The organism is Cupriavidus sp. WGlv3 (assembly GCF_023952475.1).
Classification (GTDB): Bacteria; Pseudomonadota; Gammaproteobacteria; order Burkholderiales; family Burkholderiaceae; genus Cupriavidus; species Cupriavidus phytorum.
On sequence record NZ_JALHRX010000002.1, the window covers coordinates 1 to 26,950 of the forward strand.

The 26,950-nt window shown below is 65.5% G+C and carries 22 protein-coding genes and 1 pseudogene; 4 read left to right on the forward strand and 19 right to left on the reverse strand.

Annotated elements, in window-relative coordinates:
• From MKD38_RS03465 to MKD38_RS03555, 19 genes and pseudogenes are all read right to left on the reverse strand, one after another.
• Positions 1-159 (reverse strand): annotated as a pseudogene (locus MKD38_RS03465) (NAD(P)(+) transhydrogenase (Re/Si-specific) subunit alpha); the annotation flags it as partial.
• Positions 160-175: 16 nt separating this feature from the next.
• Entirely contained in the window at positions 176-955 is a 780-nt protein-coding gene (locus MKD38_RS03470) for an SDR family NAD(P)-dependent oxidoreductase (RefSeq protein ID WP_115699197.1), read from the reverse strand.
• A 28-nt stretch (positions 956-983) separates the two neighbouring features.
• A complete protein-coding gene (locus MKD38_RS03475; protein WP_252675318.1) occupies positions 984-2,060 on the reverse strand; it encodes a phosphotransferase in 1,077 nt (358 codons plus the stop codon).
• Between the two features lie 14 nt (positions 2,061-2,074).
• A complete protein-coding gene (locus tag MKD38_RS03480; RefSeq protein WP_252674674.1) occupies positions 2,075-2,743 on the reverse strand; it encodes a hypothetical protein in 669 nt (222 codons plus the stop codon).
• 36 nt (positions 2,744-2,779) lie between these two features.
• Positions 2,780-3,436 (reverse strand): c-type cytochrome, encoded by a 657-nt coding sequence (locus tag MKD38_RS03485; protein WP_252674675.1) that lies wholly within the window; start codon positions 3,434-3,436, stop codon positions 2,780-2,782.
• Between the two features lie 9 nt (positions 3,437-3,445).
• Complete coding sequence (locus MKD38_RS03490; RefSeq protein ID WP_252674676.1) at positions 3,446-4,900, reverse strand: flavin monoamine oxidase family protein; 1,455 nt, start codon at positions 4,898-4,900, stop codon at positions 3,446-3,448.
• A gap of 22 nt (positions 4,901-4,922) precedes the next feature.
• Positions 4,923-5,291, reverse strand: a complete 369-nt coding sequence (locus MKD38_RS03495) for a hypothetical protein (protein ID WP_211983453.1) — start codon at positions 5,289-5,291, stop codon at positions 4,923-4,925.
• Positions 5,292-5,390: 99 nt separating this feature from the next.
• Positions 5,391-6,680 (reverse strand): acyl-CoA dehydrogenase family protein, encoded by a 1,290-nt coding sequence (locus tag MKD38_RS03500; protein WP_252674677.1) that lies wholly within the window; start codon positions 6,678-6,680, stop codon positions 5,391-5,393.
• A 162-nt stretch (positions 6,681-6,842) separates the two neighbouring features.
• Positions 6,843-7,529, reverse strand: a complete 687-nt coding sequence (locus MKD38_RS03505; protein ID WP_252674678.1) for a TetR/AcrR family transcriptional regulator — start codon at positions 7,527-7,529, stop codon at positions 6,843-6,845.
• Between the two features lie 168 nt (positions 7,530-7,697).
• Positions 7,698-9,047 carry an NAD(P)/FAD-dependent oxidoreductase gene (locus MKD38_RS03510; RefSeq protein WP_252674679.1) on the reverse strand — a complete coding sequence of 450 codons (1,350 nt, stop codon included), beginning with the start codon at positions 9,045-9,047 and terminating at the stop codon, positions 7,698-7,700.
• An 11-nt stretch (positions 9,048-9,058) separates the two neighbouring features.
• Positions 9,059-10,300, reverse strand: a complete 1,242-nt coding sequence (locus MKD38_RS03515) for a thiolase family protein (RefSeq protein ID WP_252674680.1) — start codon at positions 10,298-10,300, stop codon at positions 9,059-9,061.
• 25 nt (positions 10,301-10,325) lie between these two features.
• A complete protein-coding gene (locus MKD38_RS03520; protein ID WP_252674681.1) occupies positions 10,326-11,882 on the reverse strand; it encodes an AMP-binding protein in 1,557 nt (518 codons plus the stop codon).
• Positions 11,883-11,986: 104 nt separating this feature from the next.
• Positions 11,987-13,117, reverse strand: coding sequence for a saccharopine dehydrogenase family protein (locus MKD38_RS03525; RefSeq protein ID WP_252674682.1), 1,131 nt, complete (start codon positions 13,115-13,117; stop codon positions 11,987-11,989).
• A gap of 79 nt (positions 13,118-13,196) precedes the next feature.
• Positions 13,197-14,192, reverse strand: coding sequence for a WD40/YVTN/BNR-like repeat-containing protein (locus tag MKD38_RS03530; RefSeq protein WP_252674683.1), 996 nt, complete (start codon positions 14,190-14,192; stop codon positions 13,197-13,199).
• A gap of 9 nt (positions 14,193-14,201) precedes the next feature.
• Positions 14,202-16,580 (reverse strand): efflux RND transporter permease subunit, encoded by a 2,379-nt coding sequence (locus MKD38_RS03535; protein WP_252674684.1) that lies wholly within the window; start codon positions 16,578-16,580, stop codon positions 14,202-14,204.
• Complete coding sequence (locus MKD38_RS03540; RefSeq protein ID WP_252674685.1) at positions 16,580-18,553, reverse strand: DUF1302 domain-containing protein; 1,974 nt, start codon at positions 18,551-18,553, stop codon at positions 16,580-16,582. Before MKD38_RS03540 ends, MKD38_RS03535 begins: the two co-directional genes overlap by 1 nt.
• Before the next feature lie 28 nt (positions 18,554-18,581).
• A complete protein-coding gene (locus MKD38_RS03545) occupies positions 18,582-19,946 on the reverse strand; it encodes a DUF1329 domain-containing protein (RefSeq protein ID WP_252674686.1) in 1,365 nt (454 codons plus the stop codon).
• A 133-nt stretch (positions 19,947-20,079) separates the two neighbouring features.
• The gene (locus MKD38_RS03550) at positions 20,080-20,481 is read right to left on the reverse strand and encodes a RidA family protein (protein ID WP_252669563.1); all 402 of its coding nucleotides are present in this window, start codon (positions 20,479-20,481) and stop codon (positions 20,080-20,082) included.
• Between the two features lie 33 nt (positions 20,482-20,514).
• Positions 20,515-21,348, reverse strand: coding sequence for a phytanoyl-CoA dioxygenase family protein (locus MKD38_RS03555; RefSeq protein WP_252674687.1), 834 nt, complete (start codon positions 21,346-21,348; stop codon positions 20,515-20,517).
• A 227-nt stretch (positions 21,349-21,575) separates the two neighbouring features.
• Here MKD38_RS03555 and MKD38_RS03560 point away from each other — a divergent pair, with 227 nt between their 5' ends.
• The 4 genes from MKD38_RS03560 to MKD38_RS03575 all read left to right on the forward strand — a co-directional run bounded on the left by MKD38_RS03560 (position 21,576) and on the right by MKD38_RS03575 (position 26,744).
• Positions 21,576-23,138 carry a flavin monoamine oxidase family protein gene (locus MKD38_RS03560; RefSeq protein WP_252674688.1) on the forward strand — a complete coding sequence of 521 codons (1,563 nt, stop codon included), beginning with the start codon at positions 21,576-21,578 and terminating at the stop codon, positions 23,136-23,138.
• 6 nt (positions 23,139-23,144) lie between these two features.
• Positions 23,145-23,783, forward strand: coding sequence for a c-type cytochrome (locus MKD38_RS03565; RefSeq protein WP_252675319.1), 639 nt, complete (start codon positions 23,145-23,147; stop codon positions 23,781-23,783).
• Between the two features lie 190 nt (positions 23,784-23,973).
• The gene (locus MKD38_RS03570; protein WP_252674689.1) at positions 23,974-25,560 is read left to right on the forward strand and encodes a PAS domain-containing hybrid sensor histidine kinase/response regulator; all 1,587 of its coding nucleotides are present in this window, start codon (positions 23,974-23,976) and stop codon (positions 25,558-25,560) included.
• Entirely contained in the window at positions 25,557-26,744 is a 1,188-nt protein-coding gene (locus MKD38_RS03575) for an adenylate/guanylate cyclase domain-containing protein (RefSeq protein WP_252674690.1), read from the forward strand. Before MKD38_RS03570 ends, MKD38_RS03575 begins: the two co-directional genes overlap by 4 nt.
• Positions 26,745-26,950: the final 206 nt, after the last annotated feature.

Below are 26,950 nucleotides of genomic sequence, written 5' to 3' on the forward strand. Positions count from 1 at the left end.
GACCGCCTCATACGCGCCGTCGGGCTGGCTGGCGCCCAGGCCGGCGCCGGCCTGGATCACCACCTTGTGGCCCTGGGCGACGTATTTCTTGACGGTCTCCGGGGTGGCGGCAACGCGAGTCTCGCCGCGGAGTGTTTCCCGTGGAATACCAATTTGCATATCCGATTCCCTTGTGTCAGGCCAGCGTCAGCCCGCCGTCGACAAGCAGCGTCTCACCAACCATATAGGAGGCCAACGGCGAGGCCAGGAAAACGGCGACTCCGGCGATCTCGTGTGGCAAGCCCATGCGGCCCAGGGGCACGCGCGAAAGCGTTGCATCGAGCCGCGCCGGCGAAGCCGTGGTGACCTTGGTGAGCTTGGTATCGACCAGTCCCGGGGCAATGCCGTTGACGCGAATACCTTCGGCTGCCCAGGCTTCGCCCAGCGTGCGGGTCAGACCCACCACGCCTGACTTGGATGCGGCGTAGGCCGGGTTTCCGCGCACGGACCGGAAGCCCGCAATCGAGCTCAGCGTAACCAGGGAACCCTGGCTCTCGCGGAGCATTGGCCGGAACTTGACCGCGCACGCCATCACGCTGGACAGGTTAACGCTCAGGACCCGGTCAAAGGCTTCCATTTCGAACTCGGCCCGCTTGTACAGGATGGTGCCCTGTGACAGCACCAGCGCATCCAGGCGCTGGAAGGCAGGCTGCACGGCGTGGATGGCGGCCTGGTCGGAGACATCTACCTGCGCATAATGCAAACCGGAGAGATCAGAGCCGTCGTCGGCGCTGTAGTCCGCCGCGCGGGCACGCGTGCCCCATGCGTGGACCTCTGCGCCGAGTTGCCGGAATGCCTGGGCAATGCCGTTGCCGATGCCGCTGGAGCCTCCCACCACCAGCACCGTCTTGCCGGTGAAGTCCAGGAATCCGGCAAGGCCGGGCTGCGCGATAGGGGTCGGTGTTGAATTCGCCATGATGCTGTGATGTTGGAAGAAGTGCCGGTCAGCGCGAATGCATTTGCAGATGCTTCCAGGCCATTGCCGCGACCGGCCTGGCCAGTTTCCCGGTTTCGAGCGCACGCGTGGAAGTCGCGGTGCCATCCGACGCCCGCTTCATGATGCCTTGCAGGATGCCTGCGGTGCGAAACATGCTGAAGGCGAGGTAGAAGTGCCAGTCCTGCGCAATCTTGCGTCCGGTACGTTGCTCATAGGCACGCCGATAGGCCGCCTCGTCCGGGATACCCAGGCTGGCGGGGTGAACGCCTGCCATGCCCCGGAGCGGGCCCGGTTCGATATGCCAGCTCATGCAGTGATAGCTGAAGTCCGCCATCGGATGGCCGAGGGTCGAGAGTTCCCAGTCGAGCAGCGCAAGGACACGAGGCTCGGTCGGATGGAAGATGAGGTTGTCGAGCCGGTAATCACCGTGAACGATGCAGACCTGCTCCTCCGCTTCGTGCGGGATGTGCTGGGGCAGGCATGACATCAGCGCATCCATCGCCGGAATGGATTCGGTCTGGGAAGACTTGTACTGCCTGCTCCACCGCTCGATCTGTCGCGAAAAATAGTTGCCAGGCTTGCCATAATCGCCCAGGCCAACAGCCTTGCAGTCGACGCTGTGCAGCGCCGCGATGACCCGGTTCATCTCGTCGTAGATGGCCGCGCGCTCGTGCGGGGCCATGCCGGGCAGCGACGGGTCCCACAGCACGCGCCCTTCGACATGCTCCATGATGTAGAAGGCGCGGCCGATCACTGCCTCGTCCTCGCACATGGCATAGGTCCTCGCAACCGGCACGTCGGTACCGGCAAGCGCTGCCATCACGCGGAACTCGCGCTCGATGGCATGCGCCGATGGCAGCAGCCTTGCCCGCGGCCCGGGCTTGGCACGCATGACATAGGTCTGATCCGGCGTGACCAGCTTGAAGGTGGGATTGGACTGGCCGCCGTTGAACTGCTCGATGGCCAGCGGGCCGGCGAAGCCCTCCACGTGCTGCGTCATCCAGTCCTGCAGTGCAGCGGGATCGAAGCCGATGGCTTCCGTCACCGGGCGCGTGCCGGCGAACGCGGAAAAGTCCATGCTCATAGGAGTCGCCTGGTTCATCGGGCCGCCAGCATCGACGACAGCGATGCCTCGTTCTTCTCCGCGCGCTCCAGCGCGCCATAGGCGTAATACATCACGACGCACATGAGCGACCACGCCAGGCACGCGAGAACATAGAAGATGGCCTGCTCGTCATCGCCGGGAATCTTGTAGAAATCGTAGATGGTGGCGATGGCCTGAGACGTCAGCAGGACCACGAGCACGCCGAGTGCAAGCAGACCCTCTCCAGCGCCCAGCAATCTCCAGGCAAAGTAGGCAAGGTACACCGAGAATGCGGACCACATCGCTACGTAGAAGTACGGTCGGGGCTGCGCCATGAATTCGGCCGACACCAGGACGGCCGTCCCCGCGATGGCGGCGGCAAAGAACAGGACATCCGACAGGATGGACGGCTTGTAGCGATGCGTGACGGCCATCAGACCGGCAGTGGCGATCACCGGAATACCGAAGCCCCGGGAGAACGCATCCAGGAAGTAAGAGATGCGATAGGAGAATTGCACACCGCCCAGGAAATAGAGCAGGAAGTTCGATGCCGAGAACGTCACGACCAGCCACTCGAACCCGAGAAGATAGTTGCGCTTGCCCAGAAACTTCAGGCCGAAGATCAAGGACGTCGCCACCAGTGTGGCGATCGAAAGGCAGAGAATGTAGAAGCTGAGTTCCATTACGACTCCAGGTATACGTTTTAACGGGCAACTTCGTCACTTCTGCGGGGCGAGGCTGGCGAGGTAGCTCGCCATCGCCTTGCGGTCCTGCGCTGAAGCCGCCATGGCAATGCGTTTCATCATTCCGGTCGGATCGCTGCGCGCTCCGTCGGCGAACGCGTCGAACTGCGCAAGCAGGTAGTCATAACCCTGGCCGGCAAGACGCGGAAACTGGTCACGCCCCATCAACTGGCCGCCGTGGCAAGCGATGCAGTTGCCCGATGCCACCAGCTGCCTGCCCCGCTCCCGCAACACGGCATCCGGCGTGAAAGTCCGGTTGGCCACGGCCGGTTGCCTGGCAAAGTGATCGGCCAGATGGTTGATCTCGGTCTCGCTCATGGTCATCGCCAGCGGGCCCATGGTAGGGTTGTGCCGCTCGCCGCTCGCGAACTTGTGGAGCTGGGCCGCCACGTACGGGGCCGGCTGGCTTGCCAGGCTCGGATAACCCTGATGCATCGAATTGCCCCTGACGCCGTGGCACGCGATGCAAGCGTCCGTCACGTGAGGCCAGGGTCCGCTATTGGTCTCGTAGGCCGCAGCGGACGCCGAGATGTAGCGGTCAAGCCGATAGAGTCCCAGGAGGTCGGGCCCCAACCAGGCCAGCAGTCCGGCAACGATGGCGCCGGCGGCGCCCAGCAATATCCGTTTCTTCATCTCTGCCTCCTACGCGCGACGCAGCGCGTTGAGCGCCTGGAGCGCGGCGTGGTGACCCGATCGCACGGCGCCGTCCATGTAGCCGGCCCAGATCTCGGCCGTCTCGGTGCCGGACCAGATCAGCTTCCCGCATGGTGGGCGCAAGGCCTCGCCGTGGGTGCTCCAGAAGCCCGGCGGGATCGCGGAGACGCAGGTGATCGTCCATGGATCAGCGCGGCCCCAGTCGTGATCGTGATATGACACCGGGGACAGCGCTTCGCGGCCAAAGGCACGGGCGTACAGCGCCGTCAGGAATTGCTGCGCGGCCTTGGGTTCCGACGGGACCTGCGCGTTCGAGATAAAGGCGTTGATGACGCCGATCTCCCCCCCTGGCGGAGAGTTGTCGAAAGCCCACAGGATGGGCCCGTTCACCTGGAATATATGTCCGTTCAATCCCTTGTCGCGCCAGAACGGCCGGGAATAGACCATGGCCGTCTTCCGCGCCGGCGAGTGGGCGGGCCAGGCACGCTGTAGGGCGGCACGCTTTCCCGGCAGCGGGGGATCAAACTGGATCTGCTGGCACAAGGGTGGGCTCAGGGCCATGATGACCTGCCGGGCGCGCATCTCGCCATGGTCCGTGTGCAGCGTGACGACGTCGCGGTCCCATCCGGAGATTCGGCGCACCGGGCTCGACAGTCGCACCTTCCCGCCCAACGCCTGCGCCATCCGGTTGCTCAGTACCTGCGACCCGCCGACGAAACGCGTTTCCTGCGCGCTATGCTTGATGCTGTCGAGTTGCATGTAGTCGCAGCCAGCCGAATTGATCATCGAGAGGAAATGCAGCAGTCCCATCTTGGCCGGCATCACGCCGCCGGAGAGCGCGATGCTCGCATTCCAGCCGGTGCGGTCCTCCGGCTTGATGTTCTGTCGCGCCAGCCAGTCGCCGACCGAGAGCTTGTCCAGTTCGGCTGCCTTCGGTGATTTCCATGGCGCGCCGGCGGGAACTTCGCGCGAGAGCCCGCTGAGCTTGCTCCCGATCGCCTCGTCACTGCCGAACGTGCCCTTGAGGTCCATCTCCAGGCGGCCATCGCCGCCGAGAATGACGGTGTTGCCCTTGTAGTAGCTCGGGAACGTGCCGACGCCCAGTTCGCGCGCAAGGTCGGCCACGGCGGTCTGGCCAGGGCCGATCCACTGGCCGCCGACCTCGGACACGTGCCCGGAACCCACGTCGTAGTTCAGCGTCCGCCCGCCAACGCGATCACGCGCTTCGAGCACGACCAATGACTCGCAGCCGGCATGGCTCAGGTCCCGTGCCGCCGTCAGGCCCGCCAGGCCCGCTCCGACAATAACGACGTCGAGGACGTCCCCCGGCTTGCCGGCATGCGCCGGCCCAGGGCTCAGGCTGCCCATACTGCCTACCGCAGTCGAGATGCCTGCCAGCTTGAGCAGCTGCCTGCGCTGCCTGTTGATTGAAGGCTTCACCATGTTGTTTCGCAATTTCCTTGCCTCATTGCGGGTCGAGCGCGAACCTGCGCGCGCCCTTCCCGCTTCTCATGCTTCTGTGCCGGACAGCCCAGACCAGTCCGCGCAGCGCCTGCTGATCAGCCTGTTGCACGGCGGCCGTACATTGCTCCAGGACCTCTGGTTCCGGGAACAACATCAGTTCTGCCGCGCTCCCGAGCACCAGCGCGATCTCGAACGGCGAGCCCGCTGCGAGCGCGTGGCGCAGGAGGGTCGACAAGAGGCGTTCGATGCCGGCACCGTTTGCCGCATCCACGCGAATGCGCGCCACCGACGCGCGGATCCGGTGCAGCAGTTCGCTGGAGCCTGGCTGCTGCCCCCATGCGGCTGCGCTCGCGCTGGAACATGTCGTCATAACTGCTTCTCACTGCAAAGGGCTGCTTTGTCCCGTTGCGCTGCGCCGGCCGCCGCGACGGCCGGTGTCTGGCGCATGGCCGGACGCATGCGCGAACGCTTACTCGCGCGCCCAACCATGCTGGTAAAGCCGCCCGGCCAGCACCCCCAGGCGCGAGGCGAGCACGTAGTTCTCGCCGTCCTCGATCAGCGCGGAGCGCACATCGCGGAAGAGCTTCTCGATCGGGAACTCGCGCGTGGTGCCGTTGGCACCGAAGAGCTGGAAGGCCTCGTGCGTGATCTTCATCGCCTCTTCGGTCACGCTGACCTTGGCTTGCGCGGTCGCATAGGGATGGCTCTGCGGTGACAAGCGCGCGAACGCCAGGCTGCGGCGTGCGATGGCGCGCGCCATCTCCAGCCGGCGCAGCATCTCCCCGACGCGCAAGTGGGTCATCTGGTGGTCCATCAACAGCGCCCCACCCTGCTTGCGTTCGTGGCAATAGGCCAGCGCCAGCTCGAAGGCCGCACGCGCCACGCCGACGAAGACCTGGCACATGTGGGTGCCCGCGAACGACCAGGTCGAGGCCAGGTTGCCAAGGTAGTCATCCTGCAGCGCAATGGCGAAGCGCTTCGGCACCCTGACGTTGTCGAAATAGATCTCCCCCTGGGGCAGGGAACGCTGGCCGATCTTGTCCAGCGGCTTGCCGCGCGAGATGCCTGGCAGGTCCAGCGGCAGGATCAGGCCAATGCCGTTGGTGAACCCGCCCTGCTCCCCGGTGCCATGGAAGCCGTCGCCGTAGTCCGCCGCCATGTAGGCCAGCGCGACCTGCGCCACCGATCCGTTCGACACCCAGGCCGAGCTCTGCCCGTTGATGACGATCTCATCCGCACCAACCTTGGCGGTGACGTTGCCCACCGGCTGCTTGCCGCCGGCGCTCAGCTCCTCGCGGTACAGGATCGCGGCATCGGAACCGCGGTCGGGCTGTGTATTCATCCAGCAGCCGACCTTGCCCGCGCACATCTCGACCAGTTCCTGGTTGCCGAGCGATTGCGCCATCGTCAGCGGCATGGTCGCGGCGCCCAGCGAGACGGCCAGGCCCGCATCGCCCCACCCGAGCTCCTCACCGATCAGCGATTCGATGCGAACGGCAACCTCAGGCGGAAACTGCGCGATCAGCTGCGGGTCGAGCCCCAGCTTCGCGCTTTCCATCATCGCCGCCCAATACGGCGACCCCGGGGCGATGACCTCCTCCGGCGTCATGCGGTCAAGCTCGCGGCCAACCGGCCGCAGTACCTCGCGCGCGAAACGATGAACGGTCTGCTGGATCGCATTTTCCTCTTCGCTCAACGGCGTCTCGAATCCGGTCAGGCCGACTGCGGGCAGGGCCGTGGTCTTGTTCAGGCGAATCATCTCTGTCTCCATTGTTCGTGGACAAACCGGGCGGCTGTCAGGACCAGTCGCTCATTTATTAGAACACTATACAAAACATAGGTCATGTTGCCAAACATACAAGCATAAAAAAAGACAGGGTAATCCCTGTCTTTCCGCATCCGGGCACCGACGTTGTGACGCCTAGCCGGCCTCTTCGGTCGACCGCTCGCCCAGTACGAGATGATTGACGGTGGCACGAAAGGCCTTGTCGAGGCCGCCGTGGTACGCACGCTTGCGTCGTCCCGCACCGAGCTGCAGGGCGAGTCCATCGGCCATGGCGATCAGCAGCGAGGCGACATGCAGACTTTCTGCCGTCTTCAGTTCAGGATTCACGGCTCGCGCCAGTTCAGCAATGCCGCGCGTGAGTGTGTCATACCACTCGTCGAACATGCGCGCACACTCGGGATCGGTGGAGGCAAGCGAAACGAAGTGCCACCACAACGCCGACTCCTTGTGGCTGCTGGCGTCTGTGAGCGCCTTATCCAGCAGCGTGTCGAGCGCCTCCCGCGGTGCCATGCGGCTGTCCAGCGCGCGCTTCAGGTCTTCGAGGTAGGCGTCGATGATCGGCGCCATGATGGCGCGCAGCACGGCCTGCCTGGTCGGGAAGTAGTACTGGAGGTTGCTGATGCTGATACCGGCGCCAAGGGCCACGGCGCGCAGCGAGAATTCCAGGCTGCCGCCTTCGAGCAGCAGCTTCCTCGCGACGCGGATGATGGCATTGCGCGTGCGCAGGCCCTGGGCCCGCAGCCCTTCGGGGTCTGCTCCGGTGGACGCTGCGGTCGCGGTGCGCCGCTTCCTGGTGGTGCGCGGTTCCGTAGGCACGGTCATCTCTTCTGCCTTGAATCAGGGCCTTTCGGCACTGGGGAAAGGATCGCGCCAGCGGGTCGCTGGGCGGGCGTCATTATAGCTGACGCCCGTCGGCGCGCATGGCGCCAGAGTCGCTTCGGCGGCGGCTCCCTCCTTGAAGATAGCAGTGAAATGGCATGCTGCCACGCCTTACCGGCGCACGGCGTCCCTCGCCTTGCGGTTCACCCGGTGGTCCAGCCTGTTGGCCACGCCCAGCGCGGCATTGACCGCGCACCACTGCAGCGGTTCGGGCAGCGTGAGCGGCGTCTTGTGGCGCAACGCCGCAAGCAGCGGGTTTTCCGAGCCGCAAATCCGCTCGGCCAGCAGCAGGCCCATCAGCGACTGGGTGCCGACGCCATGCCCTGAACAACCCGCGGCATAGAGGACGTTGCGCTGTGCGCCGGCTTCGCCGACCACGGGCAGCGCGTCGTAGGCGAAACTGATATAGCCGCTCCAGCATGACCGGATGGCCAGGTCCCCCAGCATCGGGAAGCGCTGGTGCAGCCCGTTCGCCAGCGCCCGATAGGCTGCCTCGTCCGGCACATTCGGCGTCTGCCTGCCGTAGACGTAATGCAGCCGCTTCGTCGTTGTCACAAGCGTGTTGCGCGCGGTCAGGCGATGGCTTTCCATGGTCCAGTGCGCCGTCACGATGCCTTCGCGCCGTGGCCAGCCGAGCGACGCCAGCTGTGCCGCGGACAGCGGCTCGGTCTCGAGCGCCGACACCCGCAGCGGAATCACCTTGTTGCCCAGCAGGCCCAGCTGCGGCGTATAGGCATTGGTGGCAAGCACCAGGAATGGCGCGCGCGCGCGGCCCCGATCGGTCTGCACCGTGACGGTGGGGCCGTCGGCCCAGGACAGCACCTTCGTGTTCTCGCAGATCCTCACCCCGGCACGCAGCGCCGCGCGCCGCAAGCCCATGACATATTTGCCGGGATCGAGCGTGCCACCGCCTGGCAGGTAGCAACCGAACAGGAAGGCCGGCGGGATGCCGCGCGCGCGCATCGCGGCGTAGTCAAGAAACTCCCCCGGCGAGCCGAGTGCCACGCCGGTCCGCAGGCTCTTGCGCAGTTTCTTCTCCTGCGAAGGATGAACGCCCGCACGGATGATGCCCGAGGCGTTGTAGTCGCAATCGATCCCGAGCTCGGCAAGTTTTCGCTCCACGTAATCCACGCCGTCATCGTAGAAGCGGATGATCTGCTTCGCCTGCTCGTGACCCACGCGCCTGAGGAACAGATCGTACTCAAGCCCTTGCCCGCCCGCGAGATAGCCCGCGTTGCGACCGCTCGCGCCGAAGCCGGCGAACTCGCGCTCGAGGACGATCACTTTTGCGCCGCGCGCGGCCAGCTCCAGCGCGGTGGAGAGGCCGGCAAAGCCGGCGCCGACAATGATCACGTCCGCGGCCGCCTCGCCCTCCAGTTCCGGCTGCAGGTCATCCGGCGCCTCCACCCAGCCGCCGAGCGGGCGATACACCGGCCTGCCCTGCCTGTCGAACCCAGTCATGTCTGTCTCCTTCAATCCTTGCTCAGGATATGGATGGCGAGCGCCGCTTCTTCGACGCCCTGCAAGCCCCCGCCGTTCTCCTGGATCGCGTGACGCGCGCCGTGCACCTGCCGCACGCCGGCTTCCCCGCGCAACTGGGTGACCAGTTCATAGAGCTGGCCAATGCCGGTCGCGCCCAAGGGATGTCCCTTGGATTCGAGCCCGCCCGAGGTGTTGATGGGGATCCGTCCGCTTAGCGTGAACTCGCCACGCTCGGCAGCCGGCCCGCCCTCGCCGAATGGCACCAGGCCGAGGTTCTCGGCCTGGATGATTTCACCCATGGCCGAGGCGTCGTGGACTTCCGCGACGTGCATGTCCTGCGGGCCCAGGCCGGCCTGTTCATACGCCTGGCGCGCGGCCAGGTAGCCGATGTTGCGTTCCGGCGCATCGATGGGCCGGTGCGTGAAGCTGCGGATCACGCTCGCCGCAACCCGGATGCATCGGCCACGGTCCGCGCCGATGCGCCGCAGGCCTGCCTCGGTGCAAAGAATGGCGGCCGCCGCGCCGTCCGAGACCGGCGCGCACATCGGCAGCGTGATTGGATACGTGATCGGCGGCGCGGCAAGCACCTCGTCGATCGTGAACGGCCGGCGGAACTGCGAGTGCGGGTTATGCACCGAATGCCCGTGGTTCTTCGCCGACACCGCCGCGATCTGGCGCTGAGTGGTGCCGTAGGTCTTCATGTGATACCGGCACAGCGCGGCATAGATCTTCATGAAACGGCTGTAGGGCTTGTCTGACTCCGATCCGGGCGGTGGTTCGATACCTTGGCCCAGCCGTGCCAGCGTCGCGAAATTCTCCTCGACCCTGGACACGTCCCACCCCCCTTCGAACAGCGCAAATGACCTGGCCTTGTCCGGAACGTTCATCTTCTCGGCACCGATGGCCAGCGCCACGTCGCACGCTCCGGCCCTGAGGTGCTGCACCGCCAGGTGAACGGCGGTGCTGCCCGACGCGCAGGCGTTCTCGACGTTGAACACCGGAATGCCCTCGATCCCGGTCTTGCTGAAGACAACTTGTCCGGGGACCGACAACTGGCCCTGCAGCGCGCCGTTGGTGATGCCGGAGTAGAACGCCGCGCCAATGGCGCCGGCGGTGCAGCCGGCGTCCGCCAGCGCGCCGCGCAGCGCCTCGCCGGCAAGGCCCTCGATGCTGCGCTCGGGATGCCGGCCGAATACGGTCATGGCGATGCCGGCGATGTAGATATTGCTCATAGCTTGTCGTTCCCCGAAAACCCGATCAGATCTTGCGTTGCAGGCCTTGCCAGTATTGCTCGCGCAGGTCTTTCTTCAGGACTTTGCCGACCGGGCTGCGCGGCAGCGCGGCGACGAAGTCCACGCTCTTGGGCGCCTTCACCGAGCCTAGCTTCTGCTTGCACAGGCCGACCAGTTCGTCCGCACTGACGCTATGGCCCGCGTTCAGTTCCACCACGGCCTTCACCGCCTCGCCCCACGTCTCGTCGGGCACCCCGATCACCGCGCAGTCCTGCACCGCCGGATGCGCCCAGATGACCTGTTCGACTTCGCTGGGGTACACGTTGAAGCCACCGCTGATGATCATGTCCTTCTTGCGGTCGGTGATATGCAGATAGCCGTCCGCGTCGAGATGGCCGATGTCGCCGGTGTGCAGCCAGCCGTCGACAATGGTCTCGGCCGTCTTGTCGGGCGCCTTGTAGTAACCCTTCATGACGAGGTCCCCGCGCACGCAGATCTCGCCGCTCTCGCCCTGGGGCAGCACCTCGCCACGGTCGTTCAGGATCTCCACGCGAATCAGCGGGTTCGGCCGGCCAACCGAGGACAGCCGCTCGTCCGATGCCAGCCGTCCGCCGACGAAATGCTCGGCCGGCGTCAGGTAGGAGATCGACGCCGGCGCCTCGGTCTGGCCGTAGCCGCCCGCCATGACCGGGCCAAACACCTCGATCGCGCGCTTCAGCTTCTCGACCGACATCGGCGCGGCGCCATAAAGGAAGCACTTGAGCGAGGAGAAGTCCTGCTTCGAGATGCCGGGGATGTCGAGCAAACGGTAGATGACCGTGGGCGGCAGGAAGAACTCCGTCACCCTGTGCCGCGCAATGGCGCCCAGCACGGCCGCGGGATCGGGCTTGGGCAGGACCACCACGGTGCCGCCCCGAGCGGTGCAAGGCAGCGACAGCATCCCGGCCGTATGCGTCATCGGCGCGGCGGCGAGGTTCACGGGGCGCTCCTCGCCCTGGTAGGGGAACGCCGTCATGAACTGCGCGAAATAGGTCTGGTAGGCGCGGTGCGTGTTCATCACGCCCTTGGGCCGGCCCGTGGTGCCGCCCGTGGCCGACAGGGTCACGACATCGTCCATGTCGTAGTCGACCACCGGTGCGCTCGACGGCTGGCCCGCGCTCCACGTCGCGAGCGACGGCGCCCACGGCAGGTCGGCGTCGATGCACACCCAGAGCTTCACCTTCGGCAGCCCGCCACGCAACGCATCGATCACCGGTGCGAACGCCTGCTGGAAGAACAGCACCTCGCAGTCGAAGGCGTCGAGGATGAACTGGTTCTCGTCGGGCGCATTGCGCCCGTTGACGGGGATATACGCCATCCCCGCGCGCCATAGCCCCAGCGCACAGCCCCAGGCCGTGACATCGTTGTCCGCCCAGACCGCGCCCTTGGTCTCCCTGGCAAGCCCTTCTGCGAGCAGCCCGTTGGCGATGCGGCACGACAGTTCGCCGATCTCCCGGAACGTAAAGCTGCGCTCGTCCTGGATATAGGCGATGCCGTGCGGATTGATGCGCAGGCCGCGGTCAAAAAAATCAATGATTGCCATGTCAGGCTTTCCTCACTCTCTGCGTGTTCTGACGAATTCTGTGAAGCTATTTTTTGAAGCCATTCCCTGCCCTGAGGCGGGCAAGGAATAGCCGAACCGGCAAGTTACAGGTTGGACACCGTCGCGCGGGCCAGCCCACGCTGCTCGAGGAAGCCGAGCAGGTAGCGATGGCCGAAGGCCTTCGAGCCCGACGCAAAGCCGACGCGTGCCGTGTCGCCGTCAAGCAGCTTGATGACCTCGGCGGCCTGGATCGCGCCCGTGGCGATGTAGGGCGTGATGCCGTGCACGGTCGCGCGCACCGAGGCGAGCTGCCCGCGACCGATGGCAAAGTCCACCGTGCGCTGCAGCGTGGTGCGTTCGCGCGGCGGCATGGCCGGCGTGGTTGAATCGACCAGTTGCTTGAGCACCGCATCCTGCTGCTCGGGCGGCAGGTGCTTGTATTCGGACTCCCACTTCTGGCCGATCGCATGCACCATGCGCATGGCGTTGTTGTCGTAGAAGCCCACGCACGAGGTACAGCTACGCACGCGCGGATCGTTCTCGAAATAGACCGGCAGCGAGGTGCCGCCCCACGGCAGGCAGAACACCGGCTGCATGAACGCCGGGTCGACAATGTTGAACGACGCGTCCGGCGCATGGCGCTCCAGCTTCTTTTCCCACAGGAAGCACGCTTCCTGTCGGTAGCCTTCGAAGATGGTCGCGGTCGAGCCGACGCTGACCCCGGCGCCGCCGCGCGGGCCGCGGCACAGCGCGGCGGTCTCGAGCGCGTCAACGCCCGGCGTCTCCAACGCGAGCTCGGCCGCGATTTCCGAGAACGTGTACATGTAGGCGTTCGACGGGGACACCAGCAGCCCGGCCTCGCGATACTGCTCGCCGAACTCGTCGCGGACCTGGCGGATGTAGTGCTGCTCGCCGGCCGGGTCTAGGTAGTGGCATCCGGCCTTGAGCGCCGCCTCGACCGCTACCATGCCGAAGCGGAAGAACGGTCCGACCGTACTGCACACCACCTTGGCGCCACGGAAGGCCTTGACGAGCGAGTCGACGTCGTGCTCCGCCTCGATGATCTCGTACTCCGCCGCTTCGAGGCGGACGACGCGTTGCGCCATCATTTCCCTGGTCCGGCCCGCATTGCGCGCGACGGCGGTGAAGGGAATGTTCTGGTCGATCAGCCAGTCCATGATCAGCATGCCGGTGTAGCCGCTTGCGCCATAGATGACGACTGGGTGTTTTGCCATGATTGTCTCCTTGAGAGGATGGGCAGGTTGGTTCTGCTCGGTGAATGAAGGTGTTGCAGTGCCGCGTGTGCGCGAAGGTCTATCGCTGCGCCGGGCCGGACGCCGGCAACGGGCCGGTCATCGACACCACCAGCGCGCGCGCGCCGTCAGCAAGCACCGCTGTCAGCGCCTCTTGCCCGGCGCGCTCCGTGCGCGCAAAGGTCTTGCCGTGGTCCGTGCTCGCGAGCACGGTGCCGCCCATGCCGACGATGGTCACGCTGCCGTCGGCGAGCTCCGCGATGCCGGTCAGCGACTGGGTGGTATGCGCGTCGACGGCTTGCCACGTCTTGCCGTCGTCGCGGCTGCGATAGAGGTGGCCGCGCATACCGCAGACGAGCAGCGTGCCGTCCGAAAGCGCAAGGCCGTGCCAGAGCGAGCCCTTGCCTGCAGTGGTCGTCGCTTCCCATGACTTGCCCCGATCGGTTGAGCGGTAAATCGTCCCGCCCTCGCCGACGACGAACAGCGAGCCGCGGGCGGTAGCGAACATGTGCAGCAGATGCCGGTCGGCGCTTTCGCCTGACGCGATCGCCAGGTCGGTCCAGGTCCAGCCTGCGTCGTGTGTCTCGATCGCCCAACCGTACAGGCCTACGGCGATGCCATGCTTGAGGCTGTCGAAGTGCATCGCCAGAATCGGCTGCTCGACGCCGGGCGTGGCGCGCAGCAAGGTCCAGGTCTCGCCGCCGTCCTGCGTGGCCAGCACCACGCCATCGTGGCCCGCCGCATAGCCGTGGCGGGCGTCGACGAACTGGACCGTGGTCAGCAGCGTACGGACCGGAACGGCTTTCGCCTGCCGGAAGCTGACGCCGTCATCGGACAGCAGGATCACGCCGTGGTCGCCGACCGCGACGACGCGCTTCCCGGCGCGCGCGGCTGCCAGCAGCGGCGCAGTGGCTGCGTTCGAAACCTGCCGGGCCCGTTCCATGGCCGGCCAGGGCGCGGGTGCCGTGGCCCCGGCGGCGGCTGCCGGCAACGACAGGCATGCCATGAGCGCGGCAAAGGGCAGGTATCGGAGCGGGCTCATCAAAAGGTGGCTCATCGTTGTGTCCTAGTGCTTCAGAATTTCCGGCATGTACACCGGTCCACGCCGCGGGAAGAATTTCTCGAGCATCGCCGCGAAGGCGGGCAGCAGCGTGATGGCCATCACCATGTTCACGATGAACATGAAGGTCAGCAGCGCGCCCATGTCGGCCTGGAACTTGAGGCTCGAGAACGTCCACGTGGCCACGCCGACCGACAGCGTGATGGCGGTGAATACGGTGGCAAGCCCCGTCTCCTTCATCGCCAGCTCGAGTGCCCGGGTGAACTCCAGGCCGTGCGCAAGCTGCACCTGCAGGCGGTTGTAGATGTAGAAGGCGTAGTCCACGCCGACGCCGACCGCGAGCACCATCACCGGCAGCGTGGCCACGGTCAGGCCGATCTCCAGCTTCTTCATGAACCAGTAGCCGATCCACGTCGCGACGGTCAGCGGCAGGCAGCAGGCGATCATCGCGCGCCAGTCGCGGTAGACCAAGAACACCAGGATCAGGATGGCGGCGTAGACGTAGAGCATCATCGGCAGCTCGCTTTCCTCCAGCACCTCGTTGGTGGCGGCCTGCACGCCGGCGTTGCCGCTCGCCAGCCGCACGTGCACCCCGTCGATCCGGTTGGCGTCGCGGAAATCCTTCACCGCCTCCACCACGCTCTTGATCGTCGTGGCGCGGTGGTCCGGCAGGTAGAGGTTGACGCCCTGCACGCGGCAGTCGATCGACGACAGGCCTGCGATGCGGTTGTTCACGCCCTGGAACTGCGAGCCGAGGCCGCGCGGGTCGCGCGTCACGGTCGCCATCTTGGGGCTGCCTTCGTTCATGCCGATGTTGTAGAGCTTGAGCTGCGCGGCCAGCGAGTCGGTCGACACGACACCAGGCACGCTGCCCATGCGCCAGGCAAAATCGTCGATGAACAGCAGCTCGTCGGCGCGCGAGCAGACTTCGCCCTTGTGCTCCGGCGTTGCCTCGAACACGACGGTCAGCCAGTCCAGGCCCACGTCGAAGCGGTCGACGATCGCCGCCACGTCGAGGTTGTAGCGCGAGTCCACGCTCAGTTCCGGCGCGCCAGCCTGCAGGCTGCCGACGTGGCGTCCCTGGCTCTGCCATACCGCCAGGCCGAAGACCACCGCGCCGGCAAGCGTCACCATCGCGGCGTTGCGCGGCTGCGCGATGCGGGCGATAGCCTCGAGCCACACGTTATGGCGTTCGCGCCGCGCCAGGGACCGACGCGCGAACTCCGGCGAAAAGCGGAAGTACGACGCGGCCACCGGCAGCATCATCAGGTTGGTGACGATCTTGTAGCCAACCCCGATCGCCGCGGTAAGCGCCAGCTCGCGGATCATCGGGATCGGGATCAGCAGCAGCGTGACGAAGCTGACCAATGCGGTGATGAGCGCAAGCGAGCCGGGAATCAGCAGGCCCGTGAAGCTGCGCCGCGCGGCCATGGCAGAATCGGTTCCTTGCGCAACTTCACGCACGATGAAGTTGATCTGCTGGATACCGTGCGAGACGCCGATCGCGAACACCAGGAATGGCACCAGGATCGCCAGCGGGTCGAGCCCGTAACCGAGCAGGCGCAGCGTGCCGAACTGCCACACCAGCGACACCAGCGAGCATGCGAGCGGCAGCAGCGTCAGGCGGATCGAGCGGCAGTACCAGTACACGGCGAGCCCGGTGAGCAGGAAGGCGATGGCGAAGAAGCGCGCCACGTCCGCCGCGCGGTCGGCAATGTCGCCGGTCTGCTTGGCAAACCCGATGATCTGGATCTCGACCTTGTCATTCTCGAACGGGCGCCGGATCTTCTCCTCCAACAACCGGTTGAACTGGACATAGTCGAGCTTCCTGCCCGTGGCCGGGTCGACATCACCAAGCTCGGCGGTGACCAGCGCGCTGGTCTGGTCGCGCGCGACCAGCGTGCCGATATGGCCGCCAGCGGTAGTACGCTGGCGGACCATCCCGATTACCTCGGCCGACAGCTTCTCCGGCACGACGTCGCCGCCGGTCAGCGCCTCGGCGCGGAAGCCGTCTTCGGTGATCTCGGTGAAGAAGACGTTCGGCGTCCACAGCGAGGTCACGCTCGCCCGGTCCACGCCGGGCAGGTAGGTGACGGCTTCGGTGACCTTGAGCACCTGGGTCAGCGCCTGCGCGTTCCAGATGTCGCCGTCGCTGGCATGGACGGCGATGGTCAGCCGGTTGGCGCCGAACAGCTGGTGGCGGTACTGTTCGAAGGTCTTGATGTACTCATGGCCCTGCGGCAGTTGCTTTTCGAAGCCGGCCTCGAGTTCGAGCTTCGCCCCCAGCACGCCCATGACGGCCGTGAAGCCCGCGAGCAGCAGCAGGAAGGGAAGGCGATACCCGAACAGGGCAGCTTCTAGACGGGTTAACAGGCGTGCGAGCATCAGAATGCGGTGGTCATGCTGAGGGAAAAGAAGTCGCGGTCGCGCAGCAGGTTGCTGCCGCTACCGCCCCAGTTGTGGGTGTAGTCCAGGCGCATCTTCGTTTCCGGCTTGGTCTTGAAGTCGATGGTCGCTCCAATCACCGCTGCGCCCGCGCCCTGGATGAAGCCCGGCAGTGCCGTTGCCGAATAGCCGCCGATGCCCTGCATCACGGCGATATCCGGCGACAGCGACGCGCGCGTGCCGAAGATGTTGGGATAGGTCACCGACGCCGCCAGCACCATGCCCGCCGAAAGCTTCGTCGGCAGCTTGTAGTCGGCGGTGACCGCATATGGGATGCCGGCGTTGAGCTTCAGCTTCGGGTAGTACGCCAGCGCACCCTCGGCGGTGAGCGTGCCCTCGCTGGCGCCCAGCGCGCGCAGCAGCCAGCCGAACGATCCCGATGGCGACATGATGTGGATGCCAGTCAGGTGCAGCTGGTAGTGCTGCGTGTCGACCCAGCCCTTGCAGCTGCTGCCGACCGGCTTCACGGTGAAATCGGCCAGCGCATTGCAGTAGTACGGGTTGCCCGGATCGATCACCGTGGTGGGGTCGATCGCGACGCCATCGCGCGGCCGATAGGAAAGCTCCGTGCCGATCACCCACTCGCCCGCCTGGAAGTTGTACGACAGGCCGAACAGGTCGCGGTTCTTGCCGTAGTCGAGCGACGCCTGCCAGCCGAAGGGGTTGGCCGTGGTGGTGCCCACCTGGTAGCTGACGAACGGCACCTTGTCGCTGTAGTGCTGGTAGTAGAAGCCGAGCTCGTTGCCGCTATCGGGGAACTTGTAGCGCAACGCTAGCCCGCCCTGCCCGGCATTGGTCGGCTTGTTGTCCGGGCCGCGCGGGATGAACGTGCCGGCGCCAAGCAGCGGCCCCACCGGGTTGGCGCCAGGGTCAGCCAGCTCGCCAGCGCTCAGGCGGCGGTTGTAAGGCAACCCGGTCGCGGGATTGATGCCAACGATCCGGGTGCCGTTGTCGCCGATGGTGGCGCGCGGAAACGGCGGCAAGCCTGCGGCGCCCAGCGCCGCATTGACCGTCGAGGTCGGGATATAGAGGCCGCGCCCACCACTGCCCACGAAGTCGCTGGTCGAAAAGAACGTCCCGGGCGCATCGAACACAAAGCTGTTCCACTTCCACTGGTAGAAGGCTTCGATGCCCAGGTCCGGACCCAGCGACGAACTGGCCGAGACCATCGGCGACGGGATGAACAGGTTCTTTAGCGGCGTGCCGGGCTGGTGCGCCGACGGCAGGTAGATCGGGTTGATCGAGTTCACGCCGCCCGGGATGTAGAGGTTTTCACCCCAGCTCAGCACCTGGTTGCCGACGCGCACGCGCGCCTGCTGGTCGCCGACCTCGAACTCCTTGGTCACGTAGGCGTCGAGCAGGCGCGGGTTGCTGGTGGCAAAGTTGCGCGCCGACGGGTCGAGGTCGCTGCGCCGGGTGTGGTCGACCGCGAAGTCGTAGTTGACCACGCCGCGCAGCAGCCCGCTCCAGCCGTCGGACGCCTTGACGTACAGGTCGCTGGTCCACTGTGCATTGGCGGACACCGGCTGCCAGCGCTTGTAGTTCAGGTTGCCGTCGTCCTGGTTCACGCGCAGCACGTCCAGGCTCGACGAGAACACGGCCGGGTTGCTCTGCTGCAGCGGCGTCGGGGCGTCGCCGACGCAACCGCCGTTGTCATTGCCGACGAAGCTGCAGTTCGTTTTCGACGTGCGCACCGCGACGCCGAACGACACCGTCGAGTCGAAGGCCACCTGCCAGCCGTTGTCGAGCGTCCATTGCGCGGCGCGGGCCGCTCCTGCATTGGCCCCAGCCAGCACGCCGACGATCGCGGTGCAGACCAGCTTCCGGTCCAGTTTCCTTGCGCTTGCACATGCATTCGCACTCGCCCTGCCGATCGCCCCGGCGACCGGTCCCGCGTGATCACGCAGTTTCATGATGGCCTCTCCGTACCCGTGTGATCGCTTAGCGCGTGGTGAATCGGCGCAGGCCGTCCGGCTCGAAGGTCTTCTCCTTCAGGCGTCCTTCGCGTGTGGCCAGCCAGTCCGGCTCCTTGCGGCCCGCGACCACGCGGTCGAGCACCGCGCGCCGGGTCTGGTGGTCATAGCTGGTGTTGGCCGCCCACACGCAGGCCGGGATTTCCCAGGCCATGTACGGGCCCATCTCGGTCGTGCGCCAGACCTTGCCCTGCGCGTCGTACATGTCTTCCACCAGGATGGTCCAGGTGTCCTCGTCGAGATAGAACACGCGCTTGGGGAAGGTATGGCGCATGCCGGACTTGAGCGTGGCCTCCACCACCCACATGCGGTGCAGCTCGTAGCGCGTGTGGTCGCGGCTGAGGAACTTTGGCTTGACGACATCCTCTACCCTGTTCGCGGAAGAGTTGAGGCGATAGGTGTTGTACGGGACGTACATCTCCTTCTTGCCGACCAGCTTCCAGTCGTAGCGGTCTAGCGGGCCGTTGAACTGCATGTACTGGTCGACCGTCAGCAAGTTCTCCGTATTGAGCTGCGGCGCGTCGTACTGGTACGTCGGCGCCCGGCGTACACGGCGCTGGCTGGCGAAGTACAGCCAGACGTCGTTGGCCTCGGCGAACTTGTACTGCGTGAGCGTGGCATCGCCGGCGATCGACGGCGGGCTGGTGAAGGTGTTGAGGTACAGGCTTTCGATGCCGCGCGCGTCGGCGACGCCCTTGTTCGACGGCGACCACATCGGCGACGTCTGCCATTCCTCCTGGCCGAGCGGCTCGCCGATGCTGTCGCCGCCTTTGGGCGGGATATAGCCGGCGTAGCTCATCTGGAAACCCTCGCCCTTCCAGTGCAGCTTGTGGTTCCACATCGCTTCGACGCCGCTCTGCGGGATCGGGAACGGCACGCCGGCGCCGAGTGCCTCGGCCAGGTTCTGGCCGTTGTCGGCAAGCCTGGCGCTCGCCGCATTCTTCTTCGTGCGCTCGTAGTAGAAGTCCGGGAAGCCGCAGGAACGGCGCGTCGTATAGACGTCCATGCGGTAGCCCGGGATGGTCTTGACCATCTCGACCTGCCCGGGTGCGAGCTTGTCCTTGTAGCGGTCAACGTTGGCAGCGTCGATCGACAGCAGGCGCTTGTCGTTCGCATAGGGGTCGGGGCGCGGCGTGCCGGGCTTCCAGCCTCCGGGCGCCTTCATGTCGCCGCCGGTCCATTCCGGAATCGACCCGTCCTTGTTGCCGGCGCGCTCGGCACCCACCGGGGTGAGGTCCTTGCCGAGCCGGGCCATGTCCTGCTCGGGAGCGGCGGCGTAAGCTGCGCCACCGAGCGCAACGGTCGCGCTGATCAACCACGTCGTGTATTTCATCTGTGTCTCCTACCACCAGGTTCAACCGGTTACTGTCCCGGCTTCTTATTTTTTAAACAGAGTGCCTAACATAGGACACTGTGACAAACATAGGGCGCAAAAAAACGGCAGGGTGCTGCCCGCCGGGACCGGCTCAGGCTGCGCCGCAGCCCACCACCGCAACCGCCTGGATCTCGATGCAAAGCCCGGGCAGCGCCAGCTCGGTCACGCCGACCGCAGTCCAGGACGGATAGCGGTTGGGGATGTACTCGTCCTTCACCCTGGTGAACTCGGCTAGCTCGCTGCGAAAGCTGGTGTGGTAGGTCGTCAGCTCGACCACGTCGGCCAGGCTCGCGCCGGCGGCCGACAGCACCGCTTTCAGCGATTCGAAGGCGATCCGTGCCTGTGCCTCCATCCCTGCGGCCGGGGTCATGGTGGCGTCGACGCCGACCTGCCCGGAGACCCAGACGGTGTCGCCAACCCGGGTCGCGGGTGAAAAATGGAGGGCGTTGTACAGCGCCTCGGTGCCGGGCGGAATGATGGACTGTCGGTTCATGGTGGGAGTCGTCATGTCAGGGAGGGCCTTGGCTTAGATGATTTGCCGGAAACAGGAAGCTCGGAACGGATCGCCTGCCTTCAGCGATGCCAGTTCTTCAACAAACAGGACGCCCGCCGGCGTGAAGCCCGCATCGCTGTGCTCGGGCAGCGGACTGAAAACCGCATCGTCGCCAAAGAAGCGCATCACCAGCGTGTGGCGATCCGGGAAGTCGGCGTCGACGGCGCCGCCCCCGTGCAGCACGCCGGGATGCAGCAGCAGCACGTCGCCGGGCCGGGTCGCCCAGGAGACGATGTCGTACGCATCGGGATTGGCACGGCGCTCGACCTCGATATTCGGCAGCCGCGGCCAGGCGTCACCACCGTGCAAGGGTTCGGTGGGATCGTCAGGGTTCTGGAAGGTGCTGCCGTCGTGGCGCGTGCCGAGATGCGAGCCGCGGACGATCTCCAGCGCGTTGCGTTTGGGTACCGCTTCGAAACTGATCCAGGCGTTGGCGAAGTGCTTGCCGGCCCAGGGGAGATAGGAAGTGTCCTGATGCCAGGGCGAGCGCCCTGCGTTGCCGCCGGCCTTCAGGAACAGTTCCTCGGCGAAATACCAGACGTGCTCGGAGCCCCACAGGTCGGCAAACAACCTGCCAAAGGGCAGTGCGGCGGCCAGTTCATCCAGCCTGCCCTTGGCAAAGGGATTTGCGTTGTCGACATGCGACTTCTGCACCGAGCCGTCGAACAGGCTGTGCGCATTAGGACCGGGGTTCTCGATGCCCCAGTCGAACGCCTGCCGGCACAGCGCCAGCTGTTCCGCATTGAGACAGCCTTCGATAAGGACGGCCCCGTCCTCCGCGAAAGCCTTGCGCTTGGATTGATCCATGGGTGAACTCCTGTCGTTCCGAGGCCGATTCGTTAATAGGCCAACACACCAAAGTTAGGTCACTATGACAAATATCGAAAGAAGAGAAAAGACAGGGTATTCCCTTCCCTGACTCGTCATTCATGGCGCGAAGCGATGCCGAAACCATCTACACCGCGGTCTTTTGACTTGTTTGTCTTTTCGTCCTATATTTACACTCACATACTACTTTTGGCTTTCACCGAACAATGAGCGAGCACACAAGGCGCCGGGATGGCGCGGCACAGGTCGAGGCGATACAGAACAGGGCGCCCGGCTCCGGGCCGGACTCACACACGCGACGCCGGCTGCTCGGCATTGCGGCAGCGGCGGCGGCCGCATCGCTGGCGGTAGCCGCACCGCATGCCGCCAGCGCCGCACCACTGCGCGCGGGCGCTGCACGCGCACAGCGCGACGTGCTGGACGTGGCCATCCTCGGCGCCGGCCTGGCCGGACTGACCGCCGCGCGCGACCTGCAGCGCGCCGGCTGCCAGTCCTTCGTGGTGCTGGAGGCGCGCAACCGCGTCGGTGGCCGCACCTATAACCACGACCTAGGCAACAGCGTGGTCTCCGAAGCGGGCGGCCAGTGGATCGGCCCCGGCCAGACCGCCATTGCCGACCTGGCGCGCGAGCTCGGCGTCGAGACCTTCGGCACCTATTACGCCGGCAAGACCGTATTCCTCGCCGACAACATCCGCGTAACCCAGGACCTGCATGGGGGCATCGGTGCCCAGGGACAGGTGGCCGCCAGGCTCAGCGAGATGGCGCGCGGCGTGCCCAGCGGCGCGCCATGGAAGGCGTCGAAAGCAGCGGAATACGACAAGCTGACGCTGGGGGACTGGCTGGCGCAGCAAGGCCTGAGCAACGAGGAGAAATTCTCCTTCAGCATGGCCGCGACCCTGTCGCTCGGCGCGCCTCCCGCACAACTCGGGCTGTTGCACTACCTGTCGGTGATCAACAGCGCGAACAGTGACTACGACACGCTCGAGAAGATCAAGGACGGCGCGCAGGAGACGCGCTTCGTCGGCGGCTCGCAGATTCTCAGCGTCCGGATGGCGCAAGACCTCGGCGACAAGGTCCGGCTGTCCTGCCCGGTGCGCAAGATCGTCGGCTGGGACCGCGAGATCGTCGAACTGCATACCGACGGGGGCGTGGTGCGGGCGCGTCACGTGATTGCCGCGCTGAACCCGGCGCTGTGCCAGCAGATCGTGTTCGATCCCCCCCTGCCTCCCGGCCGGGCACAGTTGCACCGCGCCTGGCCTGCACATGCGCCGATGCGCAAGGCCGCACATGTCTACCCACAGCCGTTTTGGCGCGAGAAAGGCTTCAACGGTCAGGTGGTGCCGCTCGACGGCCCGCTGATCTGGTCGGTCGACAACTCGCCGCCGGACGGCTCGGTCGGCGTGCTCAGCGCCTTCGTCAAACCTGGCTACCTGCCGGCCGACCCGAACGCCGCCGAGCCCATCCTGTCCGCCATCTATGCCAGGGCTTTCGGAGACCAGGCGCTGAAGCCCACGCAATACCACGACCTTGACTGGGGCAAGGTCGACCCCTGGTCGATGAGCTGCATCAACCCGATGCCCGCCGGCTTCTGGACGAAACTCGGCCAACACCTGCATCCACCGCTGGGCCGGCTGATCTGGTCGGGGACCGAGACGGCCGACATCTGGGCCGGCGCCATGGACGGCGCCGTGCGCTCGGGACACCGTGCCGCCCTGCAGGCACTCGGCGCGCTGCAAGCGCCGCTGCCCTCTCCCGTCCCGGAGGCATAAATGAAGATGAAGCGCATGATGCTCGCGACGGCCGCGGTAGTGGCGGCGGCGGCCGCATTCCTCGTTCCCGAACTGGTGGACTACCACCGGTTCGGCTCGGCACTGGACAATCAGGCCCGGGCAAGCCAGGCCGATGGCGGCCCCTGGCCGCAATTTGCGGAGACCTGCTTCGCCTGCCATGGTCCGCAAGGGCAATCCCGGAACGCGGAGTACCCGGCCCTGGCCGGGCAGCCGGCAGCTTATCTCGAGGCGCAGCTGCGCGCGTTCGCCAGCGGGCAGCGCGACAACCCGACCATGGGGCCACTTGCCAGGAGCCTGACCGACGAGCAGATCCGGTCACTGGCAGCCTACTACGCAAGGCAGGCATCGGCCGACAGCACGGACGCGATGGAGAGCGCCGCGCTCGAGGCGCGCGGCAAGGCCGTGGTCCAGGCGCGCAGCTGCCAGGCCTGCCATGGGGAAGCACTGACGGGCAAGGAGCTGGCACCGCGTCTCGCCGGCCAGGGGGAGCATTACCTCGCGCACCAACTTGCGGCGTACAAGAGCGGCAAGCGCCATGACGCGACCGGCGCGATGGACGGCATTGCCGCCACCTTGTCGAACGAAGACATCCCGGCCGTGGCCCGCTATCTCGCCAGGATGTAGTGCATCCAGCCTCGGTTGAGCTGCCTGGAGTGGTGCACTATCGACTTATGAGTTGACCAGCCACGTCACCGCGCCGGCCGGTTTGCACCGGCAGTGGCTGGGCGTATTCTTTCCCTGAGACGCGGATTCCGGCCGGCCTGCCTCGCCGCTTGCATGCCAGGCGCCAGCCCGCGGACTGCGGGGGTAGATCATGCGCAGGCAGACTCACGGCGGAGCGGGAAAGGATCGCCTTTCCGCCCTCGACTTCAGGCAGTTCGAGCCGCACTTCAGGCTGCTCGCCGATGGCATTCCTCACATGATCATGACCGCCGATGCGGATGGTCAGATCGATTACTGCAACCGGCGGTGGACCAGCTATACCGGCCTTGGCCTCGACCAGACCCGGTCCGGCGCCTGGAAATCGGCCGTCCACCCCGAGGACATCGCGCACAATCTCGGCCGCTGGGCAGACGCGGTGGCGCAGGGCCGCGAATACGAGATCGAATATCGCCTGAAACGGGCATCCGATGGCGCCTACCGGTGGCACCTCGAACGCGGGTCGCCATTGAAGGATGCCGACGGCAAGATCGTGAAATGGCTCGCATCCAGCACCGATATCGAAGCGCTGAAGCAAGCCCAGGCGTCCGCTGAAAGCGCCAACCATGCCAAGACGGAATTCCTGTCGAACATGAGCCATGAGTTGCGCAATCCGCTGAACGCCATCCTTGGCTTCGCGCAGGTGATGGCCTCCGAGTCTCCGCCTCCGACTGCGTCGCAGCAGGCCAGCATCGACCAGATCCTGAAAGCGGGCTGGCATTTGCTGGAGCTCATCAACGAAGTGCTTGACTTGGCCAGAATAGAAGCCGGCCAGGCGTCGCTGTCCCCCGAGCCGGTTTCGGTCATCGACACCTTGCACGAGTGCCAGGCAATGCTTGAGCAGCAAGCAGTGAAACGCGCGGTCCGCATGCGGTTTCCCGCGGCCACGCCACCCTGCTTCGTCCGTGCCGACCGGACCCGCCTGAAGCAGATCCTTCTAAACCTGCTTTCCAATGCCATCAAGTACAACCGGGACCGGGGCTCGGTCGATGTGCAGGTGACGACGACGGGACATCGCGTATGCGTCAGCGTGCGCGACACCGGCACGGGGTTGACACCGGAACGGCTCGCCCAGCTATTCCAGCCGTTCAACCGCCTCGGACATGAGGCGGGCCCCGTGGAGGGCACCGGCATCGGGCTCGTGGTAGCCAGGCGACTGGCCGAGCTGATGGGTGGGACCATCGACGTTGAAAGCACGCCCGGCGTGGGCAGCGTGTTTCGGGTCGAACTGCCTGCCGCCGCCCCTCCGGCAATCTCTGGCGAAAGCACGGACACCGCCGCGCCCGTCCGGGCGCGTGTCGAATCCTCGAGCACGGTGCATACCTTGCTGTATGTGGAAGACAATCCGGCGAACCTCAAGCTCCTCGAGCAACTTGTCGCGCGCCGGGCAGATGTGCGTTTGTTGTCCGCGGCCACGGGGACGCTCGGCGTCGAACTTGCGCGCACTGCCCTGCCCGAGGTGATCGTGATGGACATCCATTTGCCCGACATCAACGGCATCGACGCACTGGAGCGCCTGCGCCACGACCCAGTGACGCGGCATATCCCGGTCATCGCCCTCAGTGCCAACGCGATGCCGCGCGACATCGAGCGTGGCGTGAAGGCAGGATTCTTTCGATACCTGACCAAGCCGATCAGGATTCAGGAGTTCATGGACGCACTGAACGCAGCGCTGGAACCGCCGCGAACCAGCTTGCCATGATCGACACGGCGGATATCCTCGCTGCAAGAATCCTCGTCGTTGACGATCTCGAGGCCAACGTCCTGCTGCTCGAGGCCATGTTGCATGGGGCCGGCTACACCCGTGTCGAGGCAACCACCGATCCACGCACGGTCGGCGAGCTTCACCGCAGGAATCACTATGACCTGATTGTGCTGGATCTTCAGATGCCGGGCATGGATGGCTTCGAAGTCATGGCGCACCTCCAGGCCGTACAGCCGGAAAGCTACCTGCCGGTGATCGTCATCACCGCCCAGCCCGATCACAAGCTGCGAGCACTTCGGGCCGGAGCGAGAGATTTCGTGAGCAAGCCGTTCGACCTCGGCGAGGTGCTGATGCGGGTAAGGAACATGTTGGAAGTGCGCCTGCTCCACTGTGAGTCCCTGCGGTACGGCGAGGAACTCGAGCGCAAGGTATGTGAACTGGAAGCGAGCAGGGAAACGATCGTTCACCAAAGCGATGAACTCAGGCAGCTCTACGAAAAACTTGTTCGCGAGCAACAGGTCACCGAACGGCTGCTCCTTAATGTACTGCCGGCGCCCGTTGCCGAACGGTTGAAGCTGCGATTCGATCTCATCGCCCCCGGTCCGCCCGAAATCATTGCCGACAGGTTCGAGGAAGTGTCGGTGCTGTTTGCCGACCTCGTCCAGTTCACCTGCTTCTCTCCTGCCATGAGCCCCGAAGGCCTGGTAGCCGTACTAAACGAGATCTTCGCTGAGTTTGACGATATCGCGGAGAACCGCGGGCTGGAGAAGATCAAAACGATCGGCGACGCCTATATGGCAGCGGCCGGCCTTCCCGTCCCTGCTGACGACCACGCGGCCCGGGCCGCTCACATGGCACTGGACATGCTGGATTTCCTGACCCGGTTTAACCAGCAAAGCGGCTTCAGCTTGCAACTGCGGGTCGGTATCCACAGCGGCGCGGTCGTTGCCGGCGTGATCGGCCGACGAAAATTCATCTATGACTTGTGGGGCGAAACCGTCAATATTGCCAGCCGGATGGAGTCCCACGGTATTGCCGGCCGTGTTCAGATATCGGAATCCACCAAGGAACAGCTGGGGGAATCCTTCCTGCTGGAAGCGCGCGGAACCATCAACGCGAAGGGAATCGGCGAGCTACGGACATGGTATGTAGCTGGACGAACCACTGACGGCTCTCGGTAATCGCCCGCTGGCCGCGACGCCGCATGGTTCCACCATTGATTTCAGGCCGCCTTAACACAGGCTCGAGCCCATCCCCCGCTCACGCTCGTTTCGTCCTTCGCCCGGAGCTTCGCCTGAAGTCGGTACCCGGCCCCATCTGCTTTCCAGTCGCGCATGGTCAGCGTCAGGGTGCCGCCGTCGGGCATGGCATGGATGACGCGCACGGC